The sequence below is a fragment of the Idiomarina abyssalis genome (genome assembly GCF_019797805.1).
GTDB classification, from domain to species: domain Bacteria; phylum Pseudomonadota; class Gammaproteobacteria; order Enterobacterales; family Alteromonadaceae; genus Idiomarina; species Idiomarina abyssalis.
This window is the reverse complement of sequence record NZ_CP081832.1, coordinates 787,367-803,579: the sequence shown is the minus strand read 5'-3', so window position 1 is coordinate 803,579 and position 16,213 is coordinate 787,367. Positions and strand designations below refer to the sequence as shown.

Here is a 16,213-nt window from a genome sequence, read left to right as displayed (position 1 = left end):
TCGATTCTAAGTTGTTGAACGGTTATACAGATTGAAACGCAGAATGGATCAAAAAAATTGATAAATTGAGGTAGGTATAATCGATATGTTCAATTATTGTTTAATAAGCCAACGAAAAATTCGAACTTGGCTAGGTACATAAAATAAGTATTCAGGGTGCCACTGTACACCGATAATGGTTTGCTCATCCTGCCCCTCGGAGGCCTGCAAAAAGCCATCCAAGTCCCAACCCACAGCAAGCATACCAACACCCGCTTTTTTGACGATTTGCGAATGCAGGCTATTAACTCTCAGTTTTCGCTTTCTACAAATCTTCGCCAATTTACTTTTAGGCTCAATAAATACCTGCTTAGTGGGTAAAAGTCCCGGGCGGTTATAGGTCAACTGACGCAATTCCCGAATGTTCTGGTCAAGTTCGCCACCGAGCACTACATTAATTAACTGCGAACCGCGACAAATGCCTAACAGCGGCTTCTTATTCTCCAGAGCCCAGCGTATCCAGGCAATTTCGAGTTCATCGCGATCAGGGTCATACTCGCCGTCACGCTCTGGCGGCTGGTTATATTGTGAGGGGCTAATGTCGTCCCCTCCTCCAATAATCACTGCATCGATATTGTCCGGCTCACAACGGTGCCTGACACTCGAACGCAAAGGACGAGCTCCAAGGCATTTGAGAATAAGCCAGGTACACCACCAGGACGGAGACCAACGTCTGGCGGTTCCGGTTACAACCACTCGCGGTCTTTCAGCCATTGCTCCAGCCTTTCTTTCCAGTCTTTTTCTGAGACACCAATTAAGGGACGCTCAGCGTCAATAAACGCTTGTTTCCAATAGTCTAACGCTTGCTGATCATTAGCCAGAGCGTCGACCACCCACCAAACTTTCCAGGGCTCGGTTAACTGCCAGTCAGGATGTTCAAGCTGACAGTTCGGTAAGCGGTAATGAAAAGTCGGACGGGCCTTTATCTTTTTGTCATCTACTGCTCCCATCACTTTTTCTTCATCTAAGAAAGCAAAGAGAGGCAACATATCCAAAGCACGGTTACGAGTGGCGTTGTGCTTAAGGTAGTCATCGATAAGCTGTTCCTGAGTCACCTCATGTTGGTTAACCAACAGTCGGATGTAGGCCTCGGGGTATTTATCGATGTAAGGACTGAGTTTGCGCGTTGTATCGACGCGATGCGCTTCAACCAACCACCACTGCAACAGAGAGAATGCCTGTAAATAACGCAGCAATACATTGGCACTTAATGATGGCACTTCGGGGTTAATATGGACACCATAAGCCGCTATCCAGGACTCATCTGTACCTTTTGCTCCGGCTTCTCTCAGCGCCTCCGTTAAGGTAAGTAACTGCTCACATTGCTCCAGCGTTAACGGCGGGCAGACAATTTCAATGGGCACAAGGTTTTCAGCAAGACTGCCGAGTTCTCGCACCCAGGCGGACTTGTCTCCGCCCTCTGCTTTCGCTTTTCGTTTTAAATAGTCCCAGTCAATCTCAACTTTAAACGAACCAAGACCGTCCACCTCAATTTCTTGTTCCGCTTTGGAAACAGAAACTAACTCACCGGGCAGCACTCGCTGAATGACATCAATAGTCTGGCTTAAAGTTAAGCCGCTAAATTCCAGTTCAAAACCGACTTTTCGGTCTTCGCCTTCATAATTTAGCGGCTCAGTTAATGCTTTAAACGACTCATTACTCAATAGAAAATGTCCCCGCTGGTCCCGGAAATACAACTGGGCTTTCGAAGCCATCGTTACTGACACTAGCTACACCAAAAATGTAATTATCGATCACCACATTTTCCAGTGTGTACTCGTTTACATTACCAACGTAGCGACTGAACTGCCACTGTGGGGCACTGGTTAAACGCCAGTAAACTTTATAACCCGCAATATTTTCTTCATCTTCTTCCTGGGGTGCCCAGCGTAAAGTTGTATCCGGTTTTACTGCACCTTCTATCTCGACATTGGCAGGTGGTCTTGGTGCCCACGACATACTTGCCATAGAAACCGCGTTCAACGCAGTTAGTTTAGCCGCGTAATCAAAATCGACACCCTCTATGGTATCGCCATATTCAATACCATTCTCAACACGAAGGTCCTGATGCTGACGATTATAGTTTTCGTTGGTTTCCATAATACGGATACCCGCATAACCTAAATCGTTAAAGGGTCTGTGGTGCCCGCCACGACCAAAGCGATCTAAGCGATAAACAATCATCGTGTCTAAGTTGTTGATGTAACGATCCGCCACTGTATCAATATAGCGTGCCAGGTTGCGTGAGGGAGAGTCTACTTCACCACCATAGAAACGACGCATGGTCGCTTCGCGGTCTGATTCATTCATACGGGTGCCCTCAGCAAAAATCCGTGCTGTGGTGTTATTAATGACTCCGTTAATGCCTTCAATGTTACCAATCATGTCATTATTAAGCACTGCGGTAAGGTGCCAGCCTTCTTCTTTGGCTTTTTCGGCCAGAATTTTCCCGCCAAACAGACCTTGCTCTTCACCGGCCAGGGCCGCATAAACAATAGAGCCGTCGAATTCGTATTGGGTTAGCACTCGTGCCGCTTCTAACGCACCGGCGACACCAGAGGCGTTATCGTTTGCACCGGGAGCGTCTGAGGTATAATCCATAACATCGCTAACGCGCGAGTCAATGTCTCCGGACATCATCACGTAACGGTTAGGGTCCGTTTTGCCCCGTTGAATGGCAATAACACTTTTCACTTCCACAGGGTCAGGTATGCGCGTTTCACCGGAAATTGTATCGCTGACATACATGACTTCAAGACAGCCGCCACAGGCTTCGGATATACGTTCAAATTCGGCAAAAATCCAGCGTCTTGCGGCACCAATACCACGCGTATCCGACTCGGTTTCAGATAAGGTATGACGAGTGCCAAAGTCGACCAGAGTCTGAATGTCACTTTCAATACGATCGGCCTGCATTGCACCAGCTATTTCGTGCAGTTTCTCCTGCTCTTTATAATCGATACCGTCCTGCGCCATAGCCGTTAGCGGTAATGCCAACCCTATGCTTGCTGCTAAAAGCGGATTTGCCCATGATTTCAACATAATTGAACACCTGTTATTAAATAAACAATGATTTGATTATGGGGCAAATACCCGACGATGGAAAGCCACGGCCATCAGTCATGCAAATAGTTGACTTACGACGGCGCAGTCAACTCAGACAGGTCAATGAGAGTCTGGGTCACGTCAGTCAACGTCATAACCGCCTGAAGCTGAGAAAAGTTGTGCTCCAGTTCTTTTGCCCGATGCGGTAAGTAGCGGTGAATATAGGACAAACTTTCACTCAGTTCCTCTGGGAAGCGGTTAGCACAGGGCTGGGCTGAGACCAGAACCGCAACAAAGTTACTGTTGTCGTTTAGAAAGCGTATATATTCCGCCGCCTCTTCAAAACTCTCGTATTCCCCAATATCTCGCCCCATAACCGCTTCTTTTTGAAGCGCACTGCTTACTCTTAAAATCAGAATACGCGACGAAAATTCATTCCCATCCGATAACTGACGAAGCTTCTGCCTTATATGGGAGCTGAGCCGTCGCCCACCAAGAATCCGGTCGCCATTAGCTAACCAAAATTCAGTCTCATTAAACAATGTGGGCAAGCCTTCTGTTAACGACATTAGCCCGGCAAGCTCAGGTTTCCACTCAACGCCTCGTTTATAGAGAAAGAGCGCATTCGACAATACATGAGGAAAAATCTTATGTTTTGCTGAGGACTCATCACTGAGTCGCTTGAAATTTAATTTTTCCGCCCCTTTAGAGCGGTAGTCCTGCAACCTGGATAAATCTGGCTTTTCATCCGTTTTATTCTGCCAAAACGGTGTCCTTATTGAGTTTAGCTCAGCGTAAACAAGCTGCTTTTCGTTACTATGGGTTATTGTTAGTTGGTAACAGCGCGTACCATAGCCAGCAGCCCGTAGCGCACTCAAGGTGGCCATTAAAGACTTATCTGTTTGCAATGCCTGTAGAGGAAGTAAGTACTCGCGCCAGACTTTATTCACCGGCAAGCTAATACGAAAAAATGTCACTTGCCGACGGGTTTCTTTTCGGGAGCCTCTTAACTCTGAAACGCTGGTTTGCACCCACGTCTGCTCAAGAAGCTCAGCAAGCAAGTCCCCTTGATGCTGCTGCCAGCTATTCAGTAGTGTCTGGTTTGCTGCTGTTCTTATTACCGCAAAGGTACTGGAGTTGTTGCTAAGAAGAATAGGCAAAGCCTGAATCGCATTAAACCAGTAATTCTCATGCCCCCGCGCAATGACTTGTTGTGCGACATGTTCAACATTAATTTTGTAACGCCTTCTGGACTTGGTCACAATGTCTGACAGAAGCAGGCTGAGGTCATCATCCGACGACTCATCAAAGCGCTTTAAACGCAGATATAAACAGGTATCTCTATTTTTTACGCCGACAACCCGGTATTCGTAGCCAGTATTAGCATCAAAAGTAAAATCATCTGAAAAACCACAAAAATAGAGAGTTACACGAGCATGCTTTAATCCAGTCAACTGCTGTTCAAAAGGAAGTTTTAGCTGTACCCCTGAATGTGAAACATCCACCGTCATGGCATTTAACCTTTGCCCGTCAGCAAGTTCCATTTTCACTGCGGTAACCAGATTCACTCGTTCTTCACTACGCTTATATTCATAGCCAGCCACAAAGTTGTCTAGCGCATTGTCCTGTTCTTCCTGCTCCTGAGCTTTATGTTCAGCAAGTTTTTGATGGTGCGCTTTTAACGCCAGTATTTTTGCTTTGGTGTCATTGGTAAAAACCCCTTTATACGCACGTAAGCCTTCTTCAAATATTTTTCTGGCGGTTAAGTCAAAGTAATGTGTGCGGCCTTGAAAGGTATAGGGTTCAACTTCCGCAGGAATTTTTTTGCGGAGATCAACAACGCCCAATGCGGGTTTGGCCAGTTCGGTAATTTGCATGCGAAGCTTGAGCTTTTCCGGCCCGCTTAAGTGCGCTGTTTTGCGTTTAAACAGAGACTCAAATTGAGAGCGATGGTAATCTGTTTTAAGCTCATCAACTAAGGTTTCTATTGGGGCGTCACTGCTCATAATGGCTGCTGGTCAGTATCGTTATTATTTTGTTCAACATTTAATTTACATTAACGCTAAGAGGATCTTCATGCAAACGCTTTTACTTGGTTACGGTGATATTGCAGACCGCGTCGCGCAAAGGCTTAGCGCATTTAAAAACCAGGTTACCGGAGTTTGCAGAACACCCGGCAATAAACCCGTGCGCCCGGGTGTCGACTTAATAGCTGCTGACCTCGGCAACGAACAAGAGCTTTATCAGCTGTTTAGACAGAAATGGGACAACGTCTTGATTACTCTCACCCCGGCGAAAGGAGCAGAAGATAGCTATCACCAGGGTTATGTCGTCCCCTGCCGACATCTGCAGCAAGTATTATCACAGCAAGCCCATCAGCCGAATATTATTTACGTTTCCAGCACAGGTGTTTATGCGCAACGCGAAGGCGAATGGATAGATGAGAACAGTCCAACTGAACCTACATCAGCTTCCGGTAAGGCATTATTGCAGGCGGAGTCACTTATTCATGCGTTGCCGGGCCCAACTTCAATTCTTCGTTGCAGCGGCATTTACGGCGAAGGTCGTGACTTTTTACTGCGCCAGCTCAGTCAGGGAAAAGTCCAGTTGCGCGACAGTTGGACCAACCGCATACACCAGGACGATGTCGCAGGCTTTATCGTCCACTTGTTGACAGAAGTCATCCGCCCTCTTTCTGTTTATTTAGTCAATGACGATGAGCCCGTGAAGCAATATGAAGTTTACCAATGGCTTGCTCAGCAGCTCGGTCTGGAACTGCCGGAAAATATCGATACTGAGGTAGGGCCCAGAGGCTCCAAACGCTGCCTGAATAAAGGACTTAAAGACAGTGGCTACCAACTGCAGTACCCCAGCTTTCGTCAGGGTTATGCAGCTTTGGTTAAACAGTGGCAGCGTCAATAACGCTGCTTACTGGCTGTCAAAGTAGTCCAGCATCCCCTCGGCTGCATTGCGCCCTTCAGCGATGGCGGTCACGACTAAGTCAGCGCCACGTACCATATCACCGCCGGCAAAGATCTTCGGATTACTGGTCTGCATAGCAAATTCGGTATCGCCGGTGGCAAGCACGGTACCCCAGTCGCTTAGTTCCACTTTGTGTTGTTGTAACCATTCTGGTGGGTTGGGCTGATAACCAAAAGCAATAATCACCGCTGTGGCGGGCATCAGAAACTCTGACTCAGGCACCGGCTGCGGCCTGCGCCGGCCATCTTCGTCAGCCGGACCGAGCTCCGTGCGCACCATTTTCACACCACTGACTTTGCCTGTACCGTCAGTAACTACCTCCAGTGGTTGCAAATTAAATTCAAAAGATACGCCCTCTTCCCGGGCGTTCTGCACTTCTTTGCGGGAGCCCGGCATGTTGCCTTCGTCGCGACGATACGCACAAACAACCGACTTGGCTTCCTGCCTAATCGAGGTTCTGACACAGTCCATGGCCGTATCACCACCGCCAAGTACAACCACGGTCTCGTCTTTAACATCAATAAGCGGATACTGAGACATAGGCTCATGAGCCATAAGTCGTTGGGTATTGCCAATTAAAAATGGCAATGCCGGATAAACGCCCTCTGCATCCAGACCTTTTAATTTACCATCCAGCGCTTTATAGGTTCCCAGAGCCAGAAATACCGCATCGTAATTGGCTTCTAACTCGGCGAAGCTGATGTCTTTACCAACATCAACACCCAGCTTAAATTCAATGCCCATGTTGGTAAATATTTCACGCCGCAAAGTCATGACCGCTTTATCCAGCTTAAATGGCGGAATGCCGTAGGTCAGCAGCCCGCCAATTTCCGGGTAACGGTCGTAAACTACGGCTTTGACACCATTACGTGCCAATACATCTGCACAAGCAAGACCAGCGGGCCCGGCACCAATAACCGCAACGCGCTCGCGGCGCTGAATAACACCACTTAAATCCGGCCGCCAGCCTTGCTTAAAGGCCTCATCGACCATTTGTTTTTCAATACTGCCAATAGTTACCGCGCCAAAACCGTCATTGAGCGTGCATGCTCCCTCGCACAGGCGATCCTGAGGACATACCCGGCCACAGACCTCCGGCAGGCTATTGGTTTTATGCATGAGCTCCGCCGCTTCAATAACCCGACCTTCGTTAGCCAGCTCCAGCCACTGAGGAATATAGTTGTGAACCGGACACTGCCATTCACAATAAGGATTACCGCAATCCAGGCAACGGTCAGCCTGACCTTTTAGCTGCACGCCGGGCATCGGGTCATAAATTTCTTTGAATTCAATTCGGCGCTCTTCAACCGAGCGTTTGGGCGGGTCAATGCGTTGTACGTCTAAAAATTGATAAATATTCTTGTTCATTACATCACCTGCACGCGTAATTCGGCGGTAGATCGAGCACGATGCCCCAGCAGCTCTTTTACGTCAGCCGTTTTTGGTTTCACAATATAAAAGCTCTCCACTACCTGCTCAAAGTTGCGCAGTAATTCACGCGAATACTGGCTGCCCGTCGCTTCGTGATGCTCATGAATTAAACCCCGTAAGTGCTCCTGAATAATTGGTGTATTCAGTGACACCGCTTCAACCAGTTCGTGATTCAGTCTTCGGTGCAAATCACCGTCACTGTCTCTTAAATAAGCAAAGCCACCGGTCATTCCTGCACCAAAGTTGATGCCGCATTCACCCAAAACCACCACAATACCGCCTGTCATATATTCACAACCGTGATCGCCAATACCTTCAACAACAGCCGTAGCGCCGGAGTTACGCACCGCAAAACGTTCGCCGGTACAACCTGCAGCATAGAGTTTTCCTCCGGTTGCACCATACAAGCAGGTATTCCCCATAATGACGGCTTCATGACTGTTATAGCGGCAGCCCGCAGGTGGTTTAATGGTAATTTCTCCCCCCGCCATGCCTTTGCCTACGTAGTCATTTGCGTCCCCGGTTAAGTGAAGTTTTAAACCACCCGCGTTCCATGCCCCGAAACTTTGACCGGCGGTCCCCATAAAACCTAAGGTGACAGGCGCTACAGCCATCCCCTGGTTTCCATATTGCCTGGCAATATGACCGGATACACTTGCGCCTACCGAGCGATCATCGTTGCGAATGGTCAGCGACCAGCGCCCGCCATTGCGTGCATCAATCGATTCTTTGCACAGTTCCAGTAGACGTTGGTTGAGCTTGCCCTGGTCATACGGCGGGTTTTTGTCCGTGCAATACAATGAATGTTCAGAGCGAACCCCGGCTGATTCCAATAAAGCGGTCAACTGTAACTGTTGCTGACGTTTGGTTTCCCCCGGCAAACGCTCTAGTAAATCAACCCGTCCAATGGCATCGGTTAACTGAGCTAAACCGAGATGAGCAAGAATGTCCCGCACCTCTTCAGCCATAAACTCAAACAGTTTTACAACGCGCTCGGGTAAACCAGAAAAGTGCTCACGACGTAAGGTTTCATCTTGCGTAGCCACACCCGTTGCACAATTATTGAGATGGCAAATGCGCAAATATTTACAGCCCAGAGCTATCATCGGAGCAGTACCAAAGCCAAAGCTCTCTGCCCCTAAAATTGCCGCTTTCACAATATCCATACCGGTTTTTAAACCGCCATCAACCTGCAGACGAATTTTATGGCGCAGGTTATTCGCTACCAAAGCTTCGTGCACTTCGACCAACCCGAGTTCCCAGGGTGAACCTGCGTACTTGACCGACGTCATGGGGCTGGCGCCGGTACCACCGTCATAGCCTGATACGGTTATCAAGTCGGCATAAGCCTTAGCTACCCCGGTCGCAATAGTACCAATACCCGGCGTTGAAACCAGTTTTACAGAGACTAAAGCTTTAGGGTTTACCTGCTTTAAATCAAAAATTAGCTGAGCTAAATCTTCAATGGAGTAAATGTCATGATGCGGCGGTGGGGATATTAATGTCGTACCAGCCACCGCGTAGCGTAATTGCGCTATTTCCGCAGTGACTTTTTCGCCGGGTAGTTGTCCGCCTTCTCCAGGTTTTGCACCCTGCGCAACTTTTATCTGAATCACATCGGCGTTAACCAGGTAATGAGGTGTCACTCCAAAGCGCCCTGAAGCCACTTGTTTAATTCGGGAATTTTTTAAGCTGTTAAAGCGTTTAGGATCCTCGCCTCCTTCACCGGAGTTTGAGTGCCCTCCAATTTGGTTCATTGCTATAGCCAGAGCCTCGTGGGCCTCAGCGCTTAACGCGCCTATGGACATAGCGGCCGTATCAAAACGCTGATACAGGCTTTCCTTTGCTTCAACTTGGTGTTTTTCAAGCTTTGCCGTTTCAGGTAATTTTATACTGAGCAGATCACGCAGGTGAGTTACCGGCCTTTGATTCACAAATTTCGCGTAAACGTCGTAGTCCCGCTGCTCACCTGTTGCTACCGCACGTTGTAAGGAGGTGACCACATCCGGGTTATACGCATGGTATTCCCCACCATGCACATATTTCAGTAAACCACCCTGAGCCAGCGGCTTACGCTTTAACCAGGCTTTGTGGAAGCTTTGCTGGAGATCCTGCTGAATATCATCAAAACCGGTACCATCAATTCGCGCCGGCACGTTTGCAAAACAAAGGCGGCGTACATCTTCGTTAAGCCCAACAGCTTCAAAGAGAGAAGAACCGCGGTATCCGGCAACTGTTGCAATGCCCATCTTCGACAGTATTTTCAAGAGTCCTTTATTCAGACCTTTCCGGTAGTTCAGCAAGGCTTCTCTAATATCCAGAGTTACTTTGCCGCGAGCAACCAATTGCTCCACCGTTTCATAAGCCAGGTAAGGGTAAACTCCAGTAGCTCCCAAACCCAACAACACCGCCATGTGATGAGGGTCTCTCGCAGACGCTGTCTCAATAATAATGTTCGAATCGCAACGTAAGTCATTAGCCACTAAAGCCTGTTGAACAGCACCAACTGCCATCGCAGCCGGTATCATCAACTGTCCGCGCTGCAAGCCTCTGTCACTCAGTATCAGAATAACGGTTTGATTGTTCTTAACCGCGTCTTTTGCATTTTCAACAAGGCTTTCTATCGCCTGCCGTAAGTTGTTTTCCTCCGGCTTGAAAGCCAGCGACAGTGTTGTTGCGCGGTAGTGCTTTTCATCCAGTTCGCGTAACTGCTTTAAATCCGTATACATCAGAATGGGTGACTCGAACACCACCCTGTCAGCATCACCAGAAGCTTCGTTAAACACATTGTGCTCGCGTCCAATTATGGTTGAAAGTGACATCACGTGCCGTTCGCGAATGGGGTCAATGGCAGGGTTTGTTACCTGTGCAAACTGCTGTCGAAAATAGTCATAAAGTAAGCGAGGTTGTTTGGAGAGAACCGCAGTCGGTGTGTCGTCGCCCATTGAACCAACAGCTTCCTGCCCATCTTTCGCTAATACACTGATAATTTGCTGCAGTTCTTCTTCTGAGTACAGGTAAGCTTTATGCAATACCAGCATGGTTTCATCGTCATAAAGACGCTGTCCCAGTTTATCTGCGTGACTGCGTTCAAACGGAATTAAGTGACGACGATGCTGTTCCAGCCATTGTTTATAAGGGTGACGCTGTTTTAATTCATCTTCTATTTCGTCGTTGTACCAAATTTTACCGGTATAGGTATCCACCGCCATCATTTGACCCGGCCCTAAGCGCCCTTTTTCTATGACTTCCTGTTCGTCGTAATCCCAGATACCCACTTCAGAAGCAATGGTCAAAACACCAGAGCGCGTTAATACATACCTGGCCGGGCGTAAACCATTGCGATCCAGACTGCATGCGACGTGTCGACCGTTACTCATCACCACGCCTGCCGGCCCATCCCAGGGCTCCATGTGCAGCGAGTTAAACTCATAAAAAGCGCGCATTTCATCAGACATTGTCGCGTCGCCTTGCCAGGCGGGCGGTATCAGCAAGCGCATAGCCCGGAATAGATCCATACCGCCGGCTAACAACAGCTCCAGCATATTGTCCAGCGAAGCAGAGTCCGAGCCGGACAAGCCGACTAACGGTTTTGCATCCTGTAAGTCGGGTAGCAAAGGGGTCTGAAACTTGTAAGCCCGCGCCTGCGCCCATTGCCGGTTACCTCTTATGGTATTAATTTCGCCGTTATGAGCCAGAAACCGAAATGGTTGAGCTAAAGGCCAGCGCGGTTCAGTATTAGTTGAGAAGCGTTGGTGGAATACGCAGATGGAAGTTTTCATATCGGAGTCGGCTAAGTCCGCATAATAGGCGGGCAAATCCGCTGCCATCATTAAGCCCTTATAAACCAATACCAAACTAGAAAGCGAAGAAATATAAAGTTCTTCCTGATTAGGAATGAGCTTCTCAATTCGCCGACGCGCCATATACAGGCGTCTTTCTAAGTCTTTCTTTCGCCAACCCGGGGGAGCAGACACCAGAACCTGCTCTATAACAGGCTCAGACGACTTAGCACCTTCCCCCAGCACTTGGTTATCTACGGGCACTTTGCGCCAACCTGTGACGGCTAAGGTCTCTCTCTGGAGTTCTTGTTCAATAAGTTGGCGTGCGGTTTCGCGCTTATCGTTGTCTCGACTGAAAAAGAGCATTCCAACGGCAAATTTTTTGCTGAGCTGCCAACCCTCTTTTTCAGCAAATTGACGGAAAAATTGCTCTGGCATTTGCAGAAGCAAACCACAACCGTCACCAGTCTTACCATCCGCACCAATACCGCCGCGATGCTGCATACGATCCAAAGCCTTAACGGCTGTAGAAATCAACCCTTGCCGAGGCTCACCATTAACGTTAGCAATAATGCCGAAACCGCAGTTATCACGCACTTCAGTCGGATCATAAAACCCCATGCAAATTCCACCCGAATAAATATTCAATAAATTCAGATTAGCATGCAGTTGTGCAGTTCGGTAGGCGATACATTTATGGCGACTATAAATATCTTGTATAAGCGAGGAATAAAAAAGGCTCCCGAAGGAGCCTGTCTTAGTTATTTTAAGCTTGCCGAAAATTCCAGCATTCGGTCCAGTGGTACCATAGCTTTTTTACCTAAGGTTTCGTCGACATGTATTTCATGAGCCTCACCACCTTCGGTAAGTGCTTCTTCAATTGCTTTTAACCCGTTCATGGCCATCCATGGACAATGCGCACAGCTGCGGCAAGTTGCACCGTTTCCGGCTGTAGGTGCTTCAATAAAGGTTTTATTCGGCTGAAGCTGCTGCATTTTGTAGAAAATGCCTTTGTCTGTCGCCACAATAAAGGTTTCGTTAGGTAATTCCTGACTCGCCTTAATGAGCTGCGATGTTGAGCCTACTGCATCAGCCATAGCGACAATATTTTCCGGTGACTCAGGATGAACAAGAACTGCAGCCTCCGGATGGAGCTTTTTCATGTCCTCCAATGCCTTTGCCTTAAATTCATCATGCACCACACAAGCGCCTTGCCACAACAGCATATCTGCACCAGTTTCACGTGCGATATAACCACCTAAGTGACGGTCAGGAGCCCAAAGTATTTTCTCGCCTTTAGCATCCAGGTGGTCGACAAGCTCAAGCGCCATGCTGGAAGTTACTACCCAGTCTGCACGAGCTTTAACTGCTGCCGAAGTATTCGCATAGACAACGACTGTCCGGTCTGGATGTTGATCACAGAATTCCGAAAACTTTTCAGGAGGGCAACCAAGATCAAGCGAGCACTCCGCTTTTAATGTTGGCATCAGTACTTGCTTTTCAGGTGTCAAAATTTTCGCCGTTTCACCCATAAAGCGAACACCGGCGACAATCAACTTCTTCGCCGGATGGTCACGACCGAACCGAGCCATTTCTAAAGAGTCCGCCACACAACCACCGGTTTCTTCAGCTAGAGCCTGAATATCAGGGTCGGTGTAATAGTGAGCCACCAACACAGCATCTTCATTAATCAGAAGCTGCTTAATACGATTAATTGTCTCTGATTTTTCTTTCGCACTTAACGGCTTAGGTTTAGGCGGAAAAGTATAATCAAGGCTATCCAGAGTTTGAATCTCGGTCATGATACTACGGCTTATTTTCCAAGTGTTCTTAATAAGTGGGGCTTATTATAGCTGAATTCAAGATGTGCTTGTAGCAAAGTAATTAGGAGTGGTGGGTTGTGCAGGATTCGAACCTGCGACCAATTGATTAAAAGTCAACTGCTCTACCAACTGAGCTAACAACCCATATTCTGATAGATAATATTAATTGGCGACGTGGTGGGTTGTGCAGGATTCGAACCTGCGACCAATTGATTAAAAGTCAACTGCTCTACCAACTGAGCTAACAACCCAACGCCAATTTTGCTGCCGTTTCTGCTTGGCAACGGCGGCATAGTTTACTGAAATAGTGCGCGTATGCAACTGAAAATTGAAAAAAACCGTGCAACTGCTCAAATCACGAACACATGTTGCTCAGTTGTTACTAATTAAGGCGCTGTTTTGCCAAATTAGCTTCGGTACTATCTGGGTATTCTTTGACCACTTGTTCATAATAAGCCTTAGCATCTGCCGACTTATTCTGTTCACTAGCTATAACACCTAGTTTCAGCAAGCAATCGCCACGCTTATTACTATCCGGGTAATCGTTTACAACAGTCTCAAATTGCTGTTTCGCTTCGTTGTATTCACGTTTTGCAAAAAACAACTGCCCGAGCCAGTAATGCGCATTTGCCGCATAGGTCGAATTTGGGAAGTTTTTAAGAAAGGACTGAAATGCGGGTATCGCATCATCATAACGTTTATCTTCAAGAACTAATGCAATAGCCTTGTCGTAAGCGTCATTCTCACTCAAGTTTGGAGAATAGCTGCTGCCGTCTGTTTGTGTAGGAACCTGCTCTAGATCGTCATAGTTGCCAGTCACTTCATTACTCTGACTATTGTTCTGCTTCAAATTACTGAAGCGACGATCAATTTCCTGATACAGCTCGCGCTGGCGCTCTAAAAGTTGCTCCAGACGATACTCATGCTCTTCGGTTATGCCTCTTAACTCAGCAACATCTTGCTGCAGAGAGCCTAACTGATTCAGCATTTTAAGCTGAGCGTCTGAGCGAGCTTCGAGCATACGCTCAATTTGCTCGAGACGTTGCTCAACATCACCTGAAGAAGACAATCCAGAAACAGGTGCCTGAGCCATAACAGCCCCAGGCACACACAAACATACAGCTAACAGCGTTTTTCTCATGTACTATCCGCTTTTCTTAGATTAGTAAACTAAAACGGCACGACGGTTTTTGGCGTATGCACGTTCGTTTGATTCGTTTACCATCGGCTTCTCTTCACCATATGACACAGTAGAGGTTTGAGAATCCTGAACACCTAAGTTATGCAGGTAGTTTTCAACCGCTTGAGCACGACGCTCACCCAACGCAATGTTGTACTCAGGTGTACCGCGTTCATCGGTATGACCTTCAATAACAACTTTTACAGACGGGTTTTTCACTAAGTAGTCAGCGTGAGCTGACAACAAGTCAGTGTATTCTGACTGGATGTTAGATTTGTCAAAAGCGAAGTAAACGATGTGTTCTTTACGTAACGCTTCCATTTTCTCTTGACGTTCTTCTTCCATTGTTTTAGCGCGCTCTGCTGCTCCAGTTTGAACACCAGAGTCTTGCTCAGCTTGTTGATTGGTCTCTTGACCTGCACCTGCACCTGAATCAGTTTCTTGATTTGAGCTACAAGCGGCCAGAGTTGCCATTGGTACAACGATTGCCAGAGCTTTAAAAAGTTTATTAAGCTGCATCCTTTTCGTCCTTATCGTTTTATCGAACAATTTAACCATTCAGGCTGTGTTTTACATGTATGGCGACCAAGCCGGTGACTTCACTTCACCATCGGTTGCCGGTAACCGTGCTTTAAAACGCCCATCGATAGAAACCAATGCCAGTACTTGTTTGTTATTATGCGTTGTACTGTAAATAACCATACTGCCATTTGGTGCCACACTGGGTGACTCATCTAATGCCGTTTTTGTTAAAACTTGCATATTCCCACGCGGGAATTCTTGTTTAGCGATATGGTAGTTGCCTCGTGTTCTGTTAACTAAAACCATATCCTTGCCAGACGGTACTATTGTACCACCTAAATTCTGTTCACCTTCAAAGGTTAACCTACGAACCTGGCCTGATGATAAATTTACGCTATATAACTGTGGTCTGCCACCTCTTTCTGAGGTGAAAATTAAGGATTCACCATCAGGCGTCCAGTTAGGCTCTGTATCAATCGTACGATTACGAGTGATACGTTGCAAGTCCTTCGTATTAATATCAAATACATAAAGCTCAGGATTACCATCCTTTGATAACACCATAGCTAATTTTTTACCATCTGGCGAGAAAACCGGACTCCCGTTAATACCCGGAAACGACGTTGTCTTTTCCCGACGGGTGGTGTAGATGTCCTGTATGAATATTTCTGCCGTTTTGTTCTCAAAGCTGACGTACGCAAGCTTGTTTCCATCAGGAGACCAGGACGGTGACATGAGAGGCTCCGGACTACGGAGCAGGATTTTCTCATTCGCGCCGTCATAATCCGCTACTGCCAGTTTATAAGGATAACGGTCTTCGTGATTCACTGTCACATAAGCAATTTTAGTCATAAAGGCGCCGCGTTCACCCGTTAACGCCTCATAAACCACATCGGAAATTCGATGCGCATAAGAACGAAACTGGTCGCCATCGATAACGCTTGAGCGAGAATCGAGAATATGATCATTACTCTGAACTAATTCGCCATTGCGTAACATCTGCGAATTACCGCCAGTAATTTGTCCTCTTAGCACATCAATAACTTCAAACTTAACCATGTAACGATCAACAGAGTATGGCTCTATCGAACCCACTAAAATCGCCTCAACTCCCATTTTCGCCCATGCAGAGTAATCAATGTCGTCATCTGCAGCCGGACGTTGCGGCATGGCGCTTGAAGGAATTGGATTAAACTTACCACTGCGCATCAAGTCAGCCGCAATTACGTCGGTAAGCTCGCTCGGAGCTTCACCTTCGCCCTTCCATTCAAACGGCACAACCGCAATTGGTCGTGCGGTATCAATACCTTCCGTGATGACGATTTCCAATACCCCTGCGCGAGCAAAAGCTGTTAGCGCAACAAAGAGTAATAAGCTGTTAATTAATATTTTTTTCATCGGTCACCTTG

The 16,213-nt window shown here is 47.3% G+C and carries 11 protein-coding genes and 2 tRNA genes; 1 reads left to right on the top strand and 12 read right to left on the bottom strand.

Annotated elements, in window-relative coordinates; all coding sequences use genetic code 11:
• Positions 1–93: 93 nt before the first annotated feature.
• The 4 genes from K5X84_RS03780 to K5X84_RS03765 form a co-directional block, all read right to left on the bottom strand.
• Complete coding sequence (locus tag K5X84_RS03780; protein ID WP_199493036.1) at positions 94–753, bottom strand: gamma-glutamyl-gamma-aminobutyrate hydrolase family protein; 660 nt, start codon at positions 751–753, stop codon at positions 94–96.
• On the bottom strand, positions 726–1,703 hold the full coding sequence (locus K5X84_RS03775) for an amidoligase family protein (protein WP_222236717.1): 978 nt from the start codon (positions 1,701–1,703) through the stop codon (positions 726–728). The genes K5X84_RS03780 and K5X84_RS03775 overlap by 28 nt, the downstream gene beginning before the upstream one ends.
• A complete protein-coding gene (locus K5X84_RS03770) occupies positions 1,696–3,081 on the bottom strand; it encodes a M28 family metallopeptidase (protein WP_054486870.1) in 1,386 nt (461 codons plus the stop codon). Before K5X84_RS03770 ends, K5X84_RS03775 begins: the two co-directional genes overlap by 8 nt.
• A 95-nt stretch (positions 3,082–3,176) precedes the next feature.
• Positions 3,177–5,090, bottom strand: coding sequence for a PilZ domain-containing protein (locus K5X84_RS03765; protein WP_222236716.1), 1,914 nt, complete (start codon positions 5,088–5,090; stop codon positions 3,177–3,179).
• Between the two features lie 70 nt (positions 5,091–5,160).
• On the opposite strand from K5X84_RS03765, the gene K5X84_RS03760 reads away from it, so the two are divergent.
• Entirely contained in the window at positions 5,161–6,006 is an 846-nt protein-coding gene (locus K5X84_RS03760; RefSeq protein ID WP_222236715.1) for an SDR family oxidoreductase, read from the top strand.
• A gap of 6 nt (positions 6,007–6,012) precedes the next feature.
• On the opposite strand, the gene K5X84_RS03755 is transcribed toward K5X84_RS03760, so the two are convergent.
• From K5X84_RS03755 to tolB, 8 genes are all read right to left on the bottom strand, one after another.
• A complete protein-coding gene (locus tag K5X84_RS03755) occupies positions 6,013–7,434 on the bottom strand; it encodes an FAD-dependent oxidoreductase (protein ID WP_222236714.1) in 1,422 nt (473 codons plus the stop codon).
• Positions 7,434–11,900 carry a glutamate synthase large subunit gene (gene gltB / locus K5X84_RS03750; RefSeq protein ID WP_222236713.1) on the bottom strand — a complete coding sequence of 1,489 codons (4,467 nt, stop codon included), beginning with the start codon at positions 11,898–11,900 and terminating at the stop codon, positions 7,434–7,436. The genes K5X84_RS03755 and gltB overlap by 1 nt, the downstream gene beginning before the upstream one ends.
• A 140-nt stretch (positions 11,901–12,040) precedes the next feature.
• Complete coding sequence (gene nadA / locus K5X84_RS03745) at positions 12,041–13,081, bottom strand: quinolinate synthase NadA (RefSeq protein WP_222236712.1); 1,041 nt, start codon at positions 13,079–13,081, stop codon at positions 12,041–12,043.
• An 89-nt stretch (positions 13,082–13,170) separates the two neighbouring features.
• Positions 13,171–13,246: transfer RNA gene (locus tag K5X84_RS03740), tRNA-Lys, on the bottom strand.
• A 31-nt stretch (positions 13,247–13,277) separates the two neighbouring features.
• Positions 13,278–13,353, bottom strand: a tRNA-Lys gene (locus K5X84_RS03735).
• Between the two features lie 131 nt (positions 13,354–13,484).
• On the bottom strand, positions 13,485–14,195 hold the full coding sequence (ybgF, locus tag K5X84_RS03730; protein ID WP_244994823.1) for a tol-pal system protein YbgF: 711 nt from the start codon (positions 14,193–14,195) through the stop codon (positions 13,485–13,487).
• A gap of 69 nt (positions 14,196–14,264) precedes the next feature.
• Entirely contained in the window at positions 14,265–14,801 is a 537-nt protein-coding gene (gene pal / locus K5X84_RS03725; protein WP_054486859.1) for a peptidoglycan-associated lipoprotein Pal, read from the bottom strand.
• A 51-nt stretch (positions 14,802–14,852) separates the two neighbouring features.
• A complete protein-coding gene (tolB, locus tag K5X84_RS03720) occupies positions 14,853–16,202 on the bottom strand; it encodes a Tol-Pal system beta propeller repeat protein TolB (protein WP_054486857.1) in 1,350 nt (449 codons plus the stop codon).
• Positions 16,203–16,213 lie beyond the last annotated feature (11 nt).